We start from the raw sequence: 17,175 nt of genomic DNA, 5'->3' as shown, positions 1-17,175 counted from the left end.
CAGAACTCAGAGTTTTCCAAAGCCTACAATCGTCACTCACAATTGGGTGGGGGAACTAGGATTCGAACCTAGGAAGTCATAAGACAACAGATTTACAGTCTGTCCCAGTTGGCCGCTTTGGTATTCCCCCAGTTTCAGTTTGGAAATCGGGGCCATCTCATGCCATTTGCCAATCCCCAAAGTATGCCGATGAACGCCTTTTAAAACCTCGCTTTATGCACCTGAAATCAGGTTTTTTAAAATGAGGAGTGCAAAATTATACGGTTTTTTGGTTTCGTCAAACATTTTAAGGAACGCTCCTGAACGGACAGGTGCGTTACAGTATAACAATGTCGTTTACGACCTGCTTTCCAAAGCGTTCCTGAAATAATGCCAGAATTTTGCCCTTATGAAGAATGAAATCGTTTTTCATGGAGGGTGTATTGAACTCAACATAAAGTATCCTGTTTCGGATAAATACTTTTTTGGTACGGTTGGCGATAGGGGTTCCGACTAGGTCTTGCCAGGAGGCAATAATGGTGGCCTCATCAAATTTTGTTTCCAGGCGATAGGAATTCAGTAAGCCCCGGATAGCCTCAGCGATAGACTGCGTATTGCCTTTATTTCGTTTATCACCCATGTTTACCTGCTGATAACTCCCCGGTTTACGTTAAAGATATCATATTCTGATTGCAAATGTTTAAAAAGGGTTGATGCCCGATCGACAGCAGCATCTGTAATAAAAAGCTGACCGGTTTGGTGTGACGACACCCGCTCCAATACATGCTTCATACGAACATCATCCAGCTTATCCATAATATCATCCACCAACAGAATGGAATAAAAGCCTTTATACCGGTTGAGCCACTCTAGCTGGGCCAGTTTAAGAGCAACCAAAAATGACTTTTGCTGACCCTGCGAACCCAGTTTCTTTAACTCGCCATGTGCGAACTTAAATTCAAAATCATCGCGGTGAATACCCACGTGGGTTCGTTGCAGGGCCAGGTCGCGCTGCAGGCTTCTTTCCAATGCCTGCACATAATCTGCATTGGCAACGGCTGTGTGATAATTCACTGCTGCTCCCTCTTCACCTCCGGCAACAAAGGAGTAAGCAGCATCAAAAAACGGTTTAAACTCTTGTATAAATTGTTTTCGCCTGTCTGCAATCGGTACACCGGTATTCACCAACTGCTCATCGTACGATTGCAACAACTGCAAATCCTGAAATTTTCGCTCTGCAAAGAGCGTCAAAAGGCTGTTGCGTTGCTTCAACACTTTATTGTAAGTAACCAGCCTATTCAGGTAAGCCGTATCAACCTGCGAAATGATGCTGTCAAAAAATTTCCTTCGCGTTTCGCTTCCATCGCGAACAAGGTCAATATCCGTGGGGGCTATCACCACTACCGGAAATCTTCCAACGTGTTCACTCAGTTTTTCATATTCCTTACCGTTAATGCTGAATATTTTTTTGACGCCCGGTTGCACCTGACAGGCCACCTCATGGCAGTTATCAGTCATACTAAAACTACCCTGAACGGAAAAATAACTGGCCCCGTAACGCAAAAGTTGGTTATCCGGAACACCCAGAAAACTACGGGTGGAAGATAAATAATGAATAGCCTCCAGCAGGCTGGTTTTTCCGCTACCATTTAATCCAACCAGGCAGGTAATTTTTGATGGAAATTCCAGGTTGGCCTCCTCATAGTTTCTGAAATTACTAAGCCGCAGGTTGGTAAGTTGCACGATTAACTGAATTACTTTGGCGTTTGCCGTTTGGGCGATTATTTTCGCAGTTCCTATCAAAAATAGAGATATGGCAACGACAACCAAAGCTACCAAAAGTGAGCCTTCCAAAACCGGTAAAACGGAGTTCTCAAAGGAAACCTACCTGTTCTGGTTTGAAAGCATGTTGCTGATGCGCAGGTTCGAAGAAAAGGCAGGCCAGCTTTATGGTATGCAAAAGATAAAAGGCTTTTGTCATCTATATATAGGTCAGGAAGCCTGCGCAGCCGGAGCAGCCACGGCTCTTACGAAAGGCGACAAGTGGATTACCGCCTACCGCGACCACGCGCATCCGCTGGCACTGGGTACAAGCCCCAATGCAGTAATGGCCGAATTGTATGGCAAAGCAACGGGATGTTCCAAAGGTAAGGGCGGCTCCATGCATATTTTTGATAAAGCGGTAAACTTTATGGGAGGCCACGGGATTGTTGGGGGACAAATACCCCTGGGTGCCGGAATAGCTTTGGCCGAGAAATACAACAAAACGGGTAATGTATGTATTTGCTATATGGGCGATGGTGCAGTAAGGCAAGGGGCTTTTCATGAAGCACTTAACCTGGCCATGTTGTGGAAACTGCCGGTAATTTTTGTGATTGAAAACAACGGCTATGCCATGGGCACTTCCGTAAAGCGAACCTCCAACGTACATGAACTTTACACACTGGGTGAAGCGTACGACATGCCCTCTGAACCGGTGGATGCCATGCGGGTTGAAGATGTACATCACGCTGTTGCGAAAGCCGCCATACGTGCACGCACAGGCGATGGACCCACCTTACTTGAATTCAGAACCTATCGCTATAAAGGCCACTCCATGTCGGACCCACAGAAGTACCGTACCAAAGAAGAAGTGGAACAATACAAACAGCGCGATCCCATTGAAGTAGTAAGGAAAACCATTTTAGCTAACAAAATGGCCAACGAAAAAGAACTCGAAGAAATCGAGAACCGTGTAAATGCCCAGGTTGAGGAAAGTGTTCGATTTGCAGAAGAATCAGAATTTCCTGATCCGGCCGAAGCGCTAACTGACATCTATGCCGAACCCGGTTATCCCTTCATTACCGACTAACCTGTTTTTGTTAAATATCGGGTTATTAGTAGTTTTGCGCCCCGCCCCGAGCGGGGCTAATTTTTTACCATGAGCAAGAAATTACCCAATCAAAACGAATTACTGGAGAACCCTGAAGCACTTGCCGAAAAATTGGAAAGCGCTGAAACCTGGATGGAGCGCCACCCCAAACTGGTGGGTGGAATTGCCCTTGCTATAGCCTTGGTGGTTGTAGGGTACTTTGGCTTTACCTACTACAAAGACAGTCTTGAAGCCGAAGCACAGAAGGAGATGTTCCAGGCCATTTATTACTTCGAGGCCGACAGCCTGAACCTGGCTCTGAATGGCGATGGCAATAACCTGGGCTTTATTGATATAATTGATGAATACGGCATTACCGATGCCGCCAACCTGGCCCATTTTTATGCCGGAGTTAGTTTTTTGAAGCAGGGGAAATTCGAAGCGGCACGCCTGTACCTAAGTGATTTCAGCTCAAAGGATTTGCTCATCCAGGCACGGGCCTACAGCCTGATTGGCGATGCGTACATGGAGGAGCAAAACTACAAGGACGCTGCACGCTATTATGAGAAAGCGGCCAGCTACAGGCCGAATAAATATTTCACGCCAGCCTACCTGATGAAAGCAGCACTGGCCTTTGAAAAATCGGAGCAGCGCGAAAAAGCCATTAAGGCCTATAATGAGGTAATAACCAAATACTGGGAATCAGCCGAGTACCAAAACGCGCGCAAACTGAAAGCCCGACTGGAGACAAACTCATAAATAAAATTTGATTTACCTTGCAGGGGATAGCGCAAGCTATCCTTTTTAATTTCATACCTATGGCCGGCAGTTTACGAAGCGGTAAAGTATTAACCAACCGTGATATTAAAAGTAAAAAATTCGCCCTTGTTGTAAGCGAATGGAATGAAGAAATTACCGAGGCGTTATATGCCGCTGCATCGGCCAGTCTGCAAGCTCATGGCGTGAAGCAAAAAAATATAGTAAGGCAAAATGTTCCGGGTAGTTTTGAATTATCGCTGGGTGCCTTGCGGATGGCTGAGCGAAAAGACATCCATGCCGTGATTTGCCTGGGCTGTGTGATACAAGGAGAAACCCCACACTTTAATTATATCTGCCAGGCCGTAGCCTATGGTTTAACCGAAGTGAGCCTTAAAACCCGGAAGCCGGTTGTTTTTGGGGTTTTAACAACCCTGAACAAACAACAGGCCTACGACCGGGCCGGAGGAAAATACGGCAACAAAGGTGAAGAAGCCGCCCTTACGGCACTAAAAATGGTCCATTAGCCACGTTCGACCACTTCAAAACTTGATTGCGCCAGCTTTTGCAGGGCTTCAACAGGATTACGCGATTCCAGGCGCTTGTACACGCTTTTTAATCTCGTTTCAATTTCCTTCTGGGTTACGCCCTCCTGGGCGGCAAGGACTTCCAGTTTGGCGCCATCGGCTACATACCGCAGCAGGCGCAACTCGGCAGTGGTAAAAGTCAGGCTCATAGGTCTTGTGGCTAATTGGCTAGTTTGCATGACTTAGTGTATAAAAAGGCCGGAGGTAACCTATAGGAAGTCAAAAAAATATCAAAGAAAAACAGCCGGGGGCGGGTGCGTACGCACCGCCCCTGGCTAAATTAAATCTAAAATATTAACATGAATCACATGTTCTTCACTACCTCCTGCGCAAACTCCGAACACTTCAGCAGGGTGGCGCCATCCATCAGCCGGTGGAAATCGTAGGTTACCCGCTTGGAGGAGATGGCTTTTTCGAGCCCTTTATTAATCAGGTCGGCCGCTTCCTGCCAGCCCATGTACTCCAGCATCATCACACCTGAAAGAATCACGGAGCCGGGGTTTACTTTATCCTGACCGGCATATTTGGGCGCTGTGCCATGCGTAGCTTCAAAGATGGCATGACCGGTGATGTAGTTGATGTTAGCTCCAGGCGCAATGCCAATACCGCCTACCTGCGCAGCTAATGCATCGCTGAGATAATCACCGTTCAGGTTTAAGGTAGCAATCACTTCAAAATCTTCCGGGCGGGTTAACACTTGTTGCAAAGTGATGTCGGCAATGGAATCTTTGATGATGATTTTACCGGCTGCGATGGCTGCCTTCTGCTCGGCATTGGCTGCTTCCTCTCCTTTTTCCTTTTTGGTTTTTTCCCACCGTTTCCAGGTGTACACTTTATCGCCAAAGTATTCTTCGGCAATGGCATAACCCCACTCCATAAAGGCACCTTCGGTAAACTTCATAATGTTGCCCTTGTGTACCAGCGTAACCGATTTACGGTTAAACTTAACGGCATACGCAATGGCGCTATGAATCAACCGCACGCTTCCGCTCCAGCTTACCGGCTTAATACCGATGCCCACATTCACGTCTGTCTTCACACTGGGGGCGCCCACCATTTTCCAGAAGGTCTCTGATTTTTCTTTCGTATTGAACCGTATCTTGTTGTATTCCTTCGGGAACTCTTTTGCCAGAAAATCCAATATTTTCTGAGCTTCGGGTGTGCCGGCACCAAATTCAATACCGGCATAAATATCTTCGGTATTCTCGCGGAAGATGACCATGTTTACCGCGCCCGGATTTTTTACAGGCGATGGCACACCCTGGTACCAACGCACCGGCCTGAGGCACACATACAAGTCCAGTATCTGCCGTAGGGCAACGTTAAGGGAGCGGATGCCACCACCCACCGGTGTGGTAAGTGGGCCTTTTATGCCCACCAGGTAATCCCTAAAGGCATCCAGGGTTTCATCGGGCAGCCAGTTGCCTACTTTATTAAACGACTTTTCACCCGCCAGTACTTCCTTCCAGTTGATTTTGCGTTTGCCCCCATAGGCTTTTTCTACCGCTTTATCAAAAACCAGTTGTGCGGCCGGCCATATATCCACCCCGGTTCCATCGCCTTCGATGTAAGGTATGGTCGGGTTATCCGGAACATTCAGCATCCCGTTATGGATAGTAATCTTTTGATCGCTCATGTTTAATTTGGTTTAAATGGTATTTGTTAAAGCCCTGAAATTAAAAAAATACAGCTATAATGAATAATTTAGGCGTAAGCGAACGTTTTCTCTGGAACTATGAAATCAATCCCAACTTCCGTGCTGATACTCCTGTTGCTTAGCCTGCAATCTTTTGCTCCTGAATCGATTTCATTGAAAACCTGTCTTAACGATGAAGAACAACGGCTTTATGATATGATTATGGAATACCGCGCTGCGAAAGGACTGAATTCCATACCGCTGTCGCCTAAACTTACCCGTGTAGCTCAACTCCATGCAAAGGATTTGGCCGAGCACTACGACCCAAATAATCAGCGGTGTAATCTTCACAGTTGGTCGAAAAACGGAAAGTGGACAGCCTGCTGCTACACCGATGATCATAAACAGGCCCGGTGCATGTGGGACAAGCCGAAAGAAATTGCCGGTTACCCGGGTAACGGCTATGAGATTTCCTATTTCAGCACCGCGGGTGCCAACGCAGAAGAGGGACTGGAAGGCTGGAAAAGAAGCCCCGGCCATAACCAGGTAATTATAAACGAAGGCATCTGGAAGCCGGTGCAATGGAATGCCATTGGTATCGGTTTATATAAAGAGTATGGGGTAGTTTGGTTCGGTAAAGAACCTGATGACGAAATCTGCAACTGATTACTTGAGGTACACCGCGGTATCTTTTCCAAGAACAACTTCAACATGATCGGTAATGGTGGTGGCCAGTTCGTATCCGGAGTAACGCGGAGCGATAGGGAAAGCAGAGTGACTCCGATTGATGAGTACGGCTACTTCAAGTTTTTTGATTTCAACATCAAGAAAGGGCTTCATGGCATAGGCCAGTGTGCGGCCGGTATTCAGTACATCATCTACCAAGACAATACTTTTTTTCTTAGCATCTTTTACGTCACAGTCTAGCGCAACCGCATTCAACTGCGGAGCCTCCTTATCGAGTGTAACCTTAACCAGTTTAACTTCTGTTTCAGAGATTGCTGCAACTTCTTTAGCCAGTAATTTCGCCAGCGTATAACCCTGGCCGTCAATGCCGGCAATAACAATAACCTTCTCTTTGAAATTGTTTTCGAAAATCTCAAAAGCCATCCTGCGGATTTTCTGTTTTACCTGCAGGGCATCCAGAATTAAGGTCTTCTCGGCTGTCATGCTCAGTTAGGTATGGGCAGAACCTTGCTGTTCTTAAATGTGGAGAGAATAACCATGGTTTGCAGGCTGTCAACCACTTCAATGTTCGATACTTTCTCCAGCATCAGTTGCTGGTAGGCGGCAATGTCGGCACAAACAATCCGTAAAATAAAATCACCAGCACCGGTAATGTGGTGGCATTCAATTACCTCGTCAATGGTAGCGATGGCCTTTACAAATTTATCAATGTTCTCTTTGTTATGGCCCTTCAGTGAAGCCATAACAAACGTGCTTACACCAAGGCCAACGGCATTCGGATCGATCACGGCATGGTAACTTTTTATTACTTTGTTGTTCTCCAGCTTATTTACGCGTTCTAATGTCGGTGCCGGAGACAGGCCAATTTCCTTGGCCAGCAAGGCATTGGTAATATTGGAGTTCCGTTGCAGCAATTCCAGTATCTTCCGGTCGGTAGCATCGAGTTTAATGTTCTTCATAGAGGGCTCTTTAATTAAAGACTGTAAAAATAAAGTAAAAAGGGTTTATACCTAATTGCCGGCTGCATTATTCGCCAACCACCAGCCGGAAATTTTTTACCATGTTACCGGACGTTATCCGCAAAATGTATAAACCAGCCCGCAGTTGCCCGGTGGTTATCTCAACTGAGTTGAAACCGGTGCTGGCTGATAGGACTGATGAAAAAACCTGTTGACCGGAACTGCCGAGCAAAGAAATTATTGCCGAGTTTTCGGTAGCTGATACCCAACTGATGGTTACAGGCTGCTTTCCGAATACGGGATTAGGGTAAGGTTCTAAAACAAAAAAATCAGCTTCAACCGTTGAACAAAGGCGGTTGTCATGCGGTGTGGTATCATCCAGCAACACTTCGGCACAAACATAATCCAGCCCATCGCGTACCGGAATGAAAAAACTTGCCACATGCCGATAGGAGCTGTTGGATGGAATAGTAACCGGTATCACTTCATTGATGGCTGCAGTACCCGTTAAATCAAAACGAACAACCGGATTTTGAATTGGAACATTGCTGCGATTTATGAGTGTTACCGCAGGAGTGAGCGAAGCCTGGTTAGTGAGAAGTTCAAGTAAACTCACTTCCACATTAATTGCCGGAACAACCACGTGTATGGTGCGTGTTGCTTTGTGGGAACAACTGAGTGGATTATAAGCGGTTAGCTCTACCGTGTATTGACCCAACTCGGTAAATGTAAATTGCGGAGACGGTATGGTACTGGAAGAGTTCCCGGAATCGCCAAAGTACCACAGATAGGAGGTTGCTCCGGATGATGTATTGGTGAATGATACCGGAAGTGGCGGTTCGCCCACGGTTGGCGTAGCCGTAAATGATGCCATTGGTGCAGGCTCAATACTTACACTTTTTAATCGCGAATAAGAACACCCGGTTTGTGTGGTTACCACAAGGTTTACATTTACGCTGCCCACGGATGGAAAGGTGAACTCGGCCGTGCTGCCGGTTCCGGTGCCAAGAGCTCCAAATGTCCATTGCCAGGCTGTTATCGGATCGGCAAAATCGTTGGTGTTATCGCTAAAATGTGTTTGTTGATTGACACAGTTTTTTTCAACGGTAAAATCAGGAACGAGTTGAACGGGTACCACAACCTGCTTTGTTCTGGTTCCAACACATCCATTGGCACCGGTTACAGCAAGCATAACGTTTTTGGTGCCTGTAGTGGTAAACGTATGCGTGGGGTTTTGAACCGAATAAAATGAACTCTCTACCTGCCATAGCCATGCTTGGTTGCTGCCGGGGGTTTGATCGGTAAAGCTTACCGGTATGTTCCGGCAGGGTGGCGAGTTACTGAAATCAACGGTTGGTGATGGCAGGATGAGCGCAGGTTTTTGTACGGTTGCCGAACAACCGAAGTTGGTGGTGGTGGTTAGTGTAACCTGATAAGTAGCCGGCATTGTATAAACATGCTGCGGATTTTTAAGGGTTGATGTACTTCCTCCGTCATCAAAATCCCATAACCAGGAAGCAATGTTGCTGTCGGGCGGGTTGGGTGTGGCATCATTAAACTGGGTGGCTGAGCCGCTGCACGAAAAGGGCGGCAAGGCCACCGAAAAATCGGTTTGGGGTTTAGAATAAATTATGATAGGCTGGGTTACGGAGTTCATGCAGCCGGCTGCATTGGTGGCGGTTAGCTGAACATTAAAGGTTCCTGAAGCCGAAAAGACATGAACAGGGTTCTCCTCATTAGATATATTGCCATCATCAAAGTCCCACGTATATGCCGTTACACTACCGGAAGTGGCATTGGTGAAAGATACAGGCGCCTGCTGGCAATGCCCCGTTATGTTGAAATTGACAGAAGGGCCACCAACGACTGTTGAGATATTTTTTATCATCTCACTTGAACACCCCGGTATGGAGGCAATAAGTTTTACTTCGTGCGGAACAGAATTACTGAACGACAACTGCAAATCCTCGTCTGTTGAAACGCCAACTGAATTAACCATCCAGTTCCAGGAAATATCGCTTCCGGCATCATAAGAAGAAGTATTTGTAAATGTATAAGCCTGATGGGTACAGAAAGGTGATGCAGAAGGAAGCTGAAAGTCAGCAACCGGAGGATTAAATACCGTTACCTCGTTGCGGGTTACATTTTGGCAGCCGTTGGATGCCGCAACCTGCAACTTCGTAGTATACACACCGGCTATGGCAAAGATGTGAACCGGATTCGAATCGGTTGACGTGTTGCCGTCACCGAAATTCCAATCATATGCGATAATGTTTCCCGAAGAATTAATTGAAGTAAACAGCACATCATTGCCGGCACACTGATTTTGATTTAGAAAACTAATGTCAGGAGCAACATTACCCGATACCACCATTGTTTTACTTACTGAGCTTACAGCGTTCTCCGCACCAAAGGCTGATAAGGTAATTTTCTTTGTTCCACTATGCTGGTAGCTTACAATAGGTATTTCTGCGTTAGAAGTTGCCTGGGTCGCATCACATTCCAGCGGGAAGGTCTGGCGGATAAGCCGCCTGTTTGTTAAATCAACTGTAAATCCAGTCCAGTCAGAATTAACTTTTACCAGTTCAATGGCAAAGTTCTCATTCGATATACCGAAGTTTCCAAAATTCTGGCCTGCACCAAGTTTATCGATAATGCTGCTGCCAAATGAAAGCCGGTATTGAAAACCAATGGCCGACTGAATAAAGGCATAATAATTACCGCCATCGGAAGCAATCGCAATAGTGGCCGGAAAATTATAGGAAGTGAAAAATGTTATTTCTCCGGTTGTCGGGGGCTGGTCAAGACCATTCATGAAATCAAGCCAGAATACTTTGTTGTTGTTGTACGAGGTAACTAACCCAAACCATCGGTCGCACTCCCGCGTAATCGCCAGGCCCCGTAGGCCCGAACCTCCGGGAACTGGAAATGAGGTGACTGCCGGGGTATTAAGCACCGAACTGCCAAAGTCCATCCGGATAATCTCAGCCGAACCGCCATTGCTGATAAATACCCGAAGTAAATTATTTTCAGTAAGTGTAAAAATTCCGTTGGGTGTATTCAGAACTCCGAATGAACCCAGGTTTTGTACCGTTGGTGTTGATTCAATGTTGGAACCAAAGTTTAATCGTAGCAGATTGTTGCTTCCTGTATTAACCACCAATGCATACCATTGACCCGCCTCCTGTATCATGCGCAAGTCAAAAACCCCGTTCAACAAATTACCGGGGTTTCCCAAATCAGTTATTACGGGTGTATTGTTAAGGCTGGCACCAAAGTGTAGCCGTATTAATTTGTTGGATGCCTGGTCGATGGTGAACGCATACCATGCATTGTTGTGATTAATCAGCCTCAATGAACGGGTTCGAAATAGTAACGAGTTAGTAACAACCGCAGTTACTTCCGGGGTCAGGTCCAGGTCGCCACTGCAAAAGTCCCACTCATAATACGATGCTCCAGTTGCATTATTCTCAACTTCAATAGTTGAATTGATGCATGTGCTTACCGGAATAGTAAAGTCTGCAGCCGGACACTGAGCCAGAATTTCTAAAGCGGTTGTCAGTAAACCCAGTAAGTTAAACAAACGCATCATAAAGCGGATGGTAAACCACAATACCGGTTCAGGCTAATCTGTAACCGCATAATCTAAAAAAGGAGTTTCCTGTAAATGCCTTCAACCTGATTGGCAATAAAATCGGCCTTAAAGTTATCAATTATAAAACTTCTGGCAGCGGCCGATATGTTGCTGTAGCGTAGAGGATTTTTTGCGAGGGTAACTATTGTTTCCGTCATGGCTGTTACATCGCCCGGATTAACCAGCATACCCGTTTCCTCGTGTTTTATTAACTCCGAAGGCCCACCGCTGTTTACGGCTATTACGGGTACTCCGTATTGCATGGCTTCAGCCGTAACCCGGGAAAATGATTCTGAAGCAGAAAATTGCAAAACAATGTCTGAATCCTTAATCAGCCTTTCACTATCTGGCTGAAAGCCTCTGAATTCAACGTGCTGGTCAACACCAAGTGCAACCGACCTCTCCTGTAATTGCTTTTTATACTGCTCATTTGCAGGCAAGCCAAACGTTCCGCCAGCCATTATTAACCTGAGATGAGGTAACTGCAGTTTCGCCCTTGCAAAGGCTTCAAGGGCATAATCATGTCCTTTACCGGGTACATAATTTGCTAAAACCAAAAGGGTACTTACCTCTCTAAAAACTTTGGGTGGATGAAGTTCAATTGTATTTACAGGGTTTCCGATAACGGATACTTTTTCCGGAATATGCGGCAAACCATTTTTAACAGCTGAAGAGTTGCAAATTACCGCATCGGCAAACCATAACACAATGCGTGTCAGCACCGGATAAACAGGCCGGAGATACGATGTTGACAGAAGCCGTATATGGTAAACCAATTTTAATTTTGGTTTAATCAGTTTCATTACCACCCCGCACAAATTATATACATCGTTAACATGTACGAGATGAATATTCTCTTGCCTCACAATCCGCAACAGACGGATCGAATTAAGTAACAGAACCGGTAGGTAAAAAACCAATCGAAAGCCTTTATGCAATTCTAAAAATGGAATTTCAAGTACCGGTAAACCCTGAGATACCAGATTGTTTTTTAATTCCGTACCCTTTGGCAACGCTATATAAAACTGATAATTTTTAAGGTACGCAAACAACAGGGATATAGATGTAAACGCTCCGGTAGTAGCCCGTGAGTTATCGATAATTAAGATGGTATGCCTTTTCAAGTTATTTCGTCAATCAAATCATTCCATTCCTGAGCTGTCTTTTCTATCGAAAAAAAAGAGATGCGTTCTTTTGCCTTTAGCCCGTAAAGTTGACGCTTCTCTTCTGAACTAAGCAACCCGGTAATGGTATTTGCCCACGCTTTAACAACTCCGGGCGTATTCCATTGCGGCAATAATACACCAAAATCTGCCCATTCAGCTTGTTGTATAGGTTGATCGGTAGTCAGGCCCGGTGTAAGTAACTCACGCGGACTGTAGGGGCAATCGGAAGCCAATACCGGAATTCCGCACAGCATGGCTTCTGCAAGCGAATTACCAAAACCTTCGTGCAAGGAGGGCAGCACAAAGAGTTTCGCACGCGCTAAAAATTTAAAGGGGTTTTGCTGATAGCCCCAAAAGTATACATCGGCATCGGGGCTAAAATTTTGTTCACCCTCTCTCTCCCAAAATTTAAGTTGATTATCAGCAATAACTTGTTGCAAGTTACTTTTAACCGGACCCTCACCAACTATTAAGAACTTACAAATGACTTTTTGTTTTTTCAGGGCAGCGATTACAGCTATAAATTGTTCCAATCCCTTTTCGGTTGAAAGTCTCCCGTGATTTATAAGAACAGGCCACCGAAACAAATTCTCAGCATCCTTATCAAGCGGCTCACCTGTTCGCTCGCCTACTATCTGCGTACTGAACCCATTATAAATTACACGGATAGGACTTTTTAGCTTATAATGAGAGATGAGTTCCTGGCGAATGCCCTGGTTAAGCGCAACAATATAATCGGCCTTTCGGTACAGCATTGGCAGCAAAACGTAGTGCCGGAAAAAACCAAGCCAACCGGTAATGTCCTGATCATGCTTTTTAGAGCCACGTACACTTACAATTGTTTTATCCTTTTCTTTGCTAAGCAAATTAACATAATCCGCTCCTTCTAAAAAGCTAATGGCAATCTCTATGTCATATTGCTTTTTGATCTCGCGAACCTTTGATATCCGGGTAAAAAAATTTTTAACCTTGCTCAAAAGACTGGCAGAAGCGGGCACACCCAAATCGATAAGGGGCGCAGTAAAGGTGTAAGGCGCCATGTTATGGCGGTTAAAAACGACATTTGTAACCCGGTGCTGTTTAGCCAATTCATTGCTAAGTGCTACAAAGGATTGCTGCGCTCCCCCAAAATCAAGATTAGGAATAATGAGCAGAATATTTTTTTTCTGGCGATTCATTTCGCAGTCATTGCTTCTCGCCACAACATAAGGCCAAGAAACTTCCACATAATAACCATATTCAATTCCTGGTCGGTGGATTTACTTTTGAAATAAATATTCAGCTGCTTCTGAACCCAGTTGTAGTTAATCATGGGCCAGGCCTGTGTAAAATTTTGTTTTGATAAGTAAACCTGAAAGAGGTTGTCCATATCTTTTTTAAACCAATTAAATAAGGGAACACTGAAACCCATTTTAGGCCGGTTAAAATATTCCGGTGCAAGGTACCGTTCAATTACTTTTCGAAGCAGGTATTTTGTCTGTCCGTTTCGAATTTTGTAGTGCAGGGGCAAGCGCAGGGCAAATTCTACCAGCCGGTGGTCTAAAAAAGGCTCGCGCGATTCGAGGCTGTGATGCATGGTGGCCCGATCAATTTTTAGCAGGAAATCATCGGGCAGCAGGTACTTTAAGTCCCATAGCATAAACAATTCCATCGGATGAAGTGCCGATTTAACTGTTTTATGTGTCAGGGTAGCCAGGTCATTATAAGCCGAATCATTTAATGTTCCACTGATATACCGCTCCAATCTCGAAGCATCGAGTGTTGAAACACAGGTTTTATAAAACTCCTGCCAGCTAGTATTCTGCAGCAGTTGGCCGGCTTTGTTTAGCTTATTACCCAGCGCGGATACTTTAATTAGGGTATCCAAACCAAACAGTGAGCGACTGCCCATTTTTCTGGCAAAGGCAGGAAAATTGAACACCCGCTTTCCGTATTTGTAATACCGCTGGTACGAGGTGTATCCGCCAAACAATTCATCACCACCTTCGGATGACAACACCACCTTCATTCCATTTTCGCGGGCAAGTTCACTTACCAATGATGTTGGAATGCCTGAACTGTCATAAAAAGGTTCGTCATAAATTGAATAAAAACTGCCTAGTCTTTCTTTTGCTTCATTAATATTTAAAATGCGCCCGGTGTGATTGATTTTAAAGTAACCTGCGATTTTACGGGCAAAGGGAGTTTCATCAAAAGCCCGATCGTCAAAACCAATGGTAAAGGTGTTAACTGTTCCAAAGTGTTTGGACAATATTGCAACGAGTGCGGTGCTGTCAATTCCTCCGCTGAAAAAAATTCCTACGGGTACATCCGAAACCATCCGGTACTTAAAGGATGAAACCAGTAAGGCCTCCAGTTCATCTGCCAATTTTTCTTCAGGCTGAGCGGTAAACGGATCATGCACGTAATCTTCGGCATCCCAATACGCAATCACCCGGGCTTTACCGTGTGCAAAATGAAGATAATGGCCCGGTAGAAGTTTTTCTATTCCTTCGAAAAATGTATTTGAGCTAACGGTAAACCCGTACCGGAGGTAATCGATGAGTCCGGAGTAATTTATCTCACCGGTTTTTCGCACAAAAGCTTTTAACTCGCTGCCAAAACAGATTGCATCTCCCTGAACGGAATAATATAATGGCTTTACTCCCAGCCGATCTTTAACCAGAAATAATTCCTTGCTGGCTTTATCGTAAATGGCAAAAGCAAACATGCCGATAAGCTTATGCAGCACGGTAATGCCCCAGTAATGAAAGCCCTTAAGTAAAACTTCGGTGTCGGAGTGGGTGGCAAAAGTATAGCCTGCAGCAACAAGTTCTTTCTGGATTTCGGCATAATTATAAATCTCGCCATTATATACCAGCACCAGGTTTTCATAAATAAAGGGCTGGTTAGCCGATGCACTCAAGTCAATAATAGAAAGCCGGTTATGAGACAATCCAACACCATTTTCAAAAAATGTTCCCTGCGCATCCGGGCCCCGGTGGTGCAGGCAGCGCTGCATGGCCAGCAAATCATCAAACGACTTACGCTTATCAACAAAACCAGCTATACCACACATATCTTATCTTCTTTCGTTTGGAATGGCCAAAAAATTTGTTTCAGCAAATTCATCGTAATTGGATTGATGCGACTGATGAAAATTTTCGGCAAAGCGTTGCCGGGTATAAACTTCCTGCATATCCAGACGCATAATTACGTATTGATTATCGTCAAAGAACGTAAACATGGCATCCGGTGTAACAGAAAATGCTTCGGTATGCAGTTGTGCAAATTCAAAAATAATTACCGGCCGGCAACGGTTAATGGTGCGTTTACTGCCCTTTAAAACCTGTAGTTCAGCGCCCTCCACATCAAGTTTAATAATATCAACCTGCACATCGTTTGGTATAACGGCATCCAATTGTGTGGTGGCTATTTCGAACTGCTCCAACTGCACTGAAACCGGATAGTGTTGAGGTTTAAGACCGCTCATAGCCTCGGCTCCCACGGCCCTGAAAAAAGTTGTTTTTCCGGCTTGGTCACTCAATGCAACCTGATGAACGGATACTTGCCTGAAAGTATCCGTTAGTTTTTTAAAATAATCCGGCAAGGGTTCAAACGCCCAGTGCTTGCCTTGCGGGGCATACTTTAGCAATAAGTTTAAAAATGCTCCTTCGTGGGCCCCTACATCCACACCGTTTGCATTTTGCTGTAATACTTTTGCAAGAAATTTTTCCATGCGTTGATTATCGCGGGCAATCCGCTTCGCCCAGGGCGATGATTGCCGGCCCAGCAAACGATTAATGATTTCAGATAGCCTCATTTTCCCTGCGAATAAAATCATTAAAAGCAATCACTCCGCTAACAATGAGTTTATAATTTTTTTCGTAATCTTCTTTGGCTCGTGCTTGCCAGAATGGCCATTTCCGGTAAACATTCAAAACTGTTTGTTCCAGGCGGGTTGTTATGTCCTCCTTTTTAATAAGCTGAGCAGACTGCGGAAGGATCTCTGTTAGTGTTCTCATTTTCGGATCAAGTTCTATCCCAATAGTAGGCATCTGGAATGTTGCTGCCAGAATGGCTCCATGAAAACGGGCGGATACCACCAGTGATTGTTCACAAAACCGATCGAAAAATTTACCCCTATTGGCACCATCATCAGGCCACTTTACTACAGCATAATCATTCGGCAGTTTTTGGAGGCAGGGCAAATCGTGCACGGCTTCAAAAAGAAAAAAGGTTATGCTGAACCCGTCTTTTGCTAAATTATTAGCCACATTAATTGCGTCATCAATGTAATCATTTCCACCCTTCCAGTGCCGGAGCACAAACCCGATTTTTCTTTCGTTATGATTTGCTTTCTTTACCGGTTGCCAGTAATCTGTATAAAAGGCCAGGTCGGTTGATAACAGAAGTTGGGAACGCATCTTGTATTTGCGGGCCAGCAGCAAACTGAACGAATCCCGTACAAGCAGGTAATCATAGCTGTTCATGATGACCAGGTTTTCGTAAAATTTTTTCGATGAATTGGTAAATGTGCCCAGCCCAATACCCAAACCAATTCGTTTTGCAGCGGTTATGTGCTCCCGGCCCTTTATCCTTTTATACCAGAAAAACAGTTTTGAAAGCCAGGAAGGCTGAAGGCGCAAAATCCGGTTTAGTACGAAGTAAAAAATACCTCCATTCTCATAATCATAATGAACTCCGCCACCGCCATGGATAATTAAATCAAAATGTTCGCGGGCAGCATAGTTAATGGTGCGAACGTGTTCACCAAGCCATTCCGGCAGATAGGCAGCCGTTTTTGCATCAGCGTTTGAAAAAACCACCAGCTCTGTTTCGGGGAAATGCTTTTTAATGTTTCTAAAACAAACCAATAAAAGAATATCATCGCCCAGATTCCCGAAACCATAATATCCCTGAAGTAAAATTTTTTTCATG

General features: G+C 45.0%; 16 protein-coding genes and 1 tRNA gene. 4 read left to right on the top strand and 13 right to left on the bottom strand.

Annotated elements, in window-relative coordinates:
• Nucleotides 1–47 precede the first annotated feature (47 nt).
• From HRU69_06730 to HRU69_06720, 3 genes are all read right to left on the bottom strand, one after another.
• Nucleotides 48–130: transfer RNA gene (locus HRU69_06730), tRNA-Tyr, on the bottom strand.
• A 186-nt stretch (nucleotides 131–316) separates the two neighbouring features.
• A complete protein-coding gene (locus HRU69_06725) occupies nucleotides 317–619 on the bottom strand; it encodes a DUF721 domain-containing protein (GenBank protein QOI97204.1) in 303 nt (100 codons plus the stop codon).
• Between the two features lie 2 nt (nucleotides 620–621).
• A complete protein-coding gene (locus HRU69_06720) occupies nucleotides 622–1,782 on the bottom strand; it encodes a DNA replication/repair protein RecF (protein QOI97203.1) in 1,161 nt (386 codons plus the stop codon).
• A 10-nt stretch (nucleotides 1,783–1,792) separates the two neighbouring features.
• On the opposite strand from HRU69_06720, the gene pdhA reads away from it, so the two are divergent.
• From pdhA to HRU69_06705, 3 genes are all read left to right on the top strand, one after another.
• Nucleotides 1,793–2,830 (top strand): pyruvate dehydrogenase (acetyl-transferring) E1 component subunit alpha, encoded by a 1,038-nt coding sequence (gene pdhA / locus HRU69_06715; GenBank protein QOI97202.1) that lies wholly within the window; start codon nucleotides 1,793–1,795, stop codon nucleotides 2,828–2,830.
• 69 nt (nucleotides 2,831–2,899) lie between these two features.
• The gene (locus HRU69_06710; protein ID QOI97201.1) at nucleotides 2,900–3,589 is read left to right on the top strand and encodes a tetratricopeptide repeat protein; all 690 of its coding nucleotides are present in this window, start codon (nucleotides 2,900–2,902) and stop codon (nucleotides 3,587–3,589) included.
• Nucleotides 3,590–3,648: 59 nt separating this feature from the next.
• Nucleotides 3,649–4,113: a 6,7-dimethyl-8-ribityllumazine synthase gene (locus tag HRU69_06705; GenBank protein QOI97200.1), complete on the top strand. Its 465-nt coding sequence runs from the start codon at nucleotides 3,649–3,651 to the stop codon at nucleotides 4,111–4,113.
• Here HRU69_06705 and HRU69_06700 read toward each other — a convergent pair.
• Entirely contained in the window at nucleotides 4,110–4,322 is a 213-nt protein-coding gene (locus tag HRU69_06700) for a hypothetical protein (GenBank protein ID QOI97199.1), read from the bottom strand. The genes HRU69_06705 and HRU69_06700 overlap by 4 nt on opposite strands.
• A gap of 155 nt (nucleotides 4,323–4,477) precedes the next feature.
• Complete coding sequence (gene icd, locus HRU69_06695; GenBank protein QOI97198.1) at nucleotides 4,478–5,809, bottom strand: NADP-dependent isocitrate dehydrogenase; 1,332 nt, start codon at nucleotides 5,807–5,809, stop codon at nucleotides 4,478–4,480.
• A 99-nt stretch (nucleotides 5,810–5,908) separates the two neighbouring features.
• Between icd and HRU69_06690 the strand changes: the two genes are divergently transcribed.
• Nucleotides 5,909–6,475: a CAP domain-containing protein gene (locus HRU69_06690; protein ID QOI97197.1), complete on the top strand. Its 567-nt coding sequence runs from the start codon at nucleotides 5,909–5,911 to the stop codon at nucleotides 6,473–6,475.
• On the opposite strand, the gene HRU69_06685 is transcribed toward HRU69_06690, so the two are convergent.
• From HRU69_06685 to HRU69_06650, 8 genes are all read right to left on the bottom strand, one after another.
• Complete coding sequence (locus HRU69_06685; protein ID QOI97196.1) at nucleotides 6,476–6,979, bottom strand: phosphoribosyltransferase; 504 nt, start codon at nucleotides 6,977–6,979, stop codon at nucleotides 6,476–6,478.
• 2 nt (nucleotides 6,980–6,981) lie between these two features.
• On the bottom strand, nucleotides 6,982–7,455 hold the full coding sequence (locus tag HRU69_06680) for an Lrp/AsnC family transcriptional regulator (GenBank protein QOI97195.1): 474 nt from the start codon (nucleotides 7,453–7,455) through the stop codon (nucleotides 6,982–6,984).
• Nucleotides 7,456–7,522: 67 nt separating this feature from the next.
• Nucleotides 7,523–11,047, bottom strand: coding sequence for a PKD domain-containing protein (locus HRU69_06675; protein ID QOI97194.1), 3,525 nt, complete (start codon nucleotides 11,045–11,047; stop codon nucleotides 7,523–7,525).
• A gap of 53 nt (nucleotides 11,048–11,100) precedes the next feature.
• Entirely contained in the window at nucleotides 11,101–11,955 is an 855-nt protein-coding gene (locus HRU69_06670; protein ID QOI97193.1) for a glycosyltransferase family 4 protein, read from the bottom strand.
• A 254-nt stretch (nucleotides 11,956–12,209) separates the two neighbouring features.
• Nucleotides 12,210–13,433, bottom strand: coding sequence for a glycosyltransferase (locus HRU69_06665; protein QOI97192.1), 1,224 nt, complete (start codon nucleotides 13,431–13,433; stop codon nucleotides 12,210–12,212).
• Entirely contained in the window at nucleotides 13,430–15,313 is a 1,884-nt protein-coding gene (asnB, locus tag HRU69_06660; GenBank protein ID QOI97191.1) for an asparagine synthase (glutamine-hydrolyzing), read from the bottom strand. Before asnB ends, HRU69_06665 begins: the two co-directional genes overlap by 4 nt.
• 3 nt (nucleotides 15,314–15,316) lie before the next feature.
• On the bottom strand, nucleotides 15,317–16,057 hold the full coding sequence (locus HRU69_06655; protein ID QOI97190.1) for an FkbM family methyltransferase: 741 nt from the start codon (nucleotides 16,055–16,057) through the stop codon (nucleotides 15,317–15,319).
• On the bottom strand, nucleotides 16,044–17,174 hold the full coding sequence (locus HRU69_06650; protein QOI97189.1) for a polysaccharide pyruvyl transferase family protein: 1,131 nt from the start codon (nucleotides 17,172–17,174) through the stop codon (nucleotides 16,044–16,046). The genes HRU69_06655 and HRU69_06650 overlap by 14 nt, the downstream gene beginning before the upstream one ends.
• Between the last annotated feature and the right edge of the window lies 1 nt (nucleotide 17,175).

The sequence above is a fragment of the Flammeovirgaceae bacterium genome (assembly GCA_015180985.1).
Taxonomy (GTDB): domain Bacteria; phylum Bacteroidota; class Bacteroidia; order Cytophagales; family Cyclobacteriaceae; genus UBA2336.
This window is presented reverse-complemented; position numbering and strand designations above follow the sequence as displayed.

What these genes read in the sequence shown, in the direction of transcription:
- HRU69_06675 (QOI97194.1), bottom strand. Translation starts at nt 11,047, where the DNA reads ATGATGCGTTTGTTTAACTTACTGGGTTTACTGACAACCGCTTTAGAA.
- HRU69_06650 (QOI97189.1), bottom strand. Translation starts at nt 17,174, where the DNA reads ATGAAAAAAATTTTACTTCAGGGATATTATGGTTTCGGGAATCTGGGC.
- asnB (QOI97191.1), bottom strand. Translation starts at nt 15,313, where the DNA reads ATGTGTGGTATAGCTGGTTTTGTTGATAAGCGTAAGTCGTTTGATGAT.
- HRU69_06700 (QOI97199.1), bottom strand. Translation starts at nt 4,322, where the DNA reads ATGAGCCTGACTTTTACCACTGCCGAGTTGCGCCTGCTGCGGTATGTA.
- HRU69_06680 (QOI97195.1), bottom strand. Translation starts at nt 7,455, where the DNA reads ATGAAGAACATTAAACTCGATGCTACCGACCGGAAGATACTGGAATTG.
- HRU69_06710 (QOI97201.1), top strand. Translation starts at nt 2,900, where the DNA reads ATGAGCAAGAAATTACCCAATCAAAACGAATTACTGGAGAACCCTGAA.
- HRU69_06690 (QOI97197.1), top strand. Translation starts at nt 5,909, where the DNA reads ATGAAATCAATCCCAACTTCCGTGCTGATACTCCTGTTGCTTAGCCTG.
- HRU69_06655 (QOI97190.1), bottom strand. Translation starts at nt 16,057, where the DNA reads ATGAGGCTATCTGAAATCATTAATCGTTTGCTGGGCCGGCAATCATCG.
- HRU69_06685 (QOI97196.1), bottom strand. Translation starts at nt 6,979, where the DNA reads ATGACAGCCGAGAAGACCTTAATTCTGGATGCCCTGCAGGTAAAACAG.
- HRU69_06665 (QOI97192.1), bottom strand. Translation starts at nt 13,433, where the DNA reads ATGAATCGCCAGAAAAAAAATATTCTGCTCATTATTCCTAATCTTGAT.
- HRU69_06725 (QOI97204.1), bottom strand. Translation starts at nt 619, where the DNA reads ATGGGTGATAAACGAAATAAAGGCAATACGCAGTCTATCGCTGAGGCT.
- pdhA (QOI97202.1), top strand. Translation starts at nt 1,793, where the DNA reads ATGGCAACGACAACCAAAGCTACCAAAAGTGAGCCTTCCAAAACCGGT.
- icd (QOI97198.1), bottom strand. Translation starts at nt 5,809, where the DNA reads ATGAGCGATCAAAAGATTACTATCCATAACGGGATGCTGAATGTTCCG.
- HRU69_06705 (QOI97200.1), top strand. Translation starts at nt 3,649, where the DNA reads ATGGCCGGCAGTTTACGAAGCGGTAAAGTATTAACCAACCGTGATATT.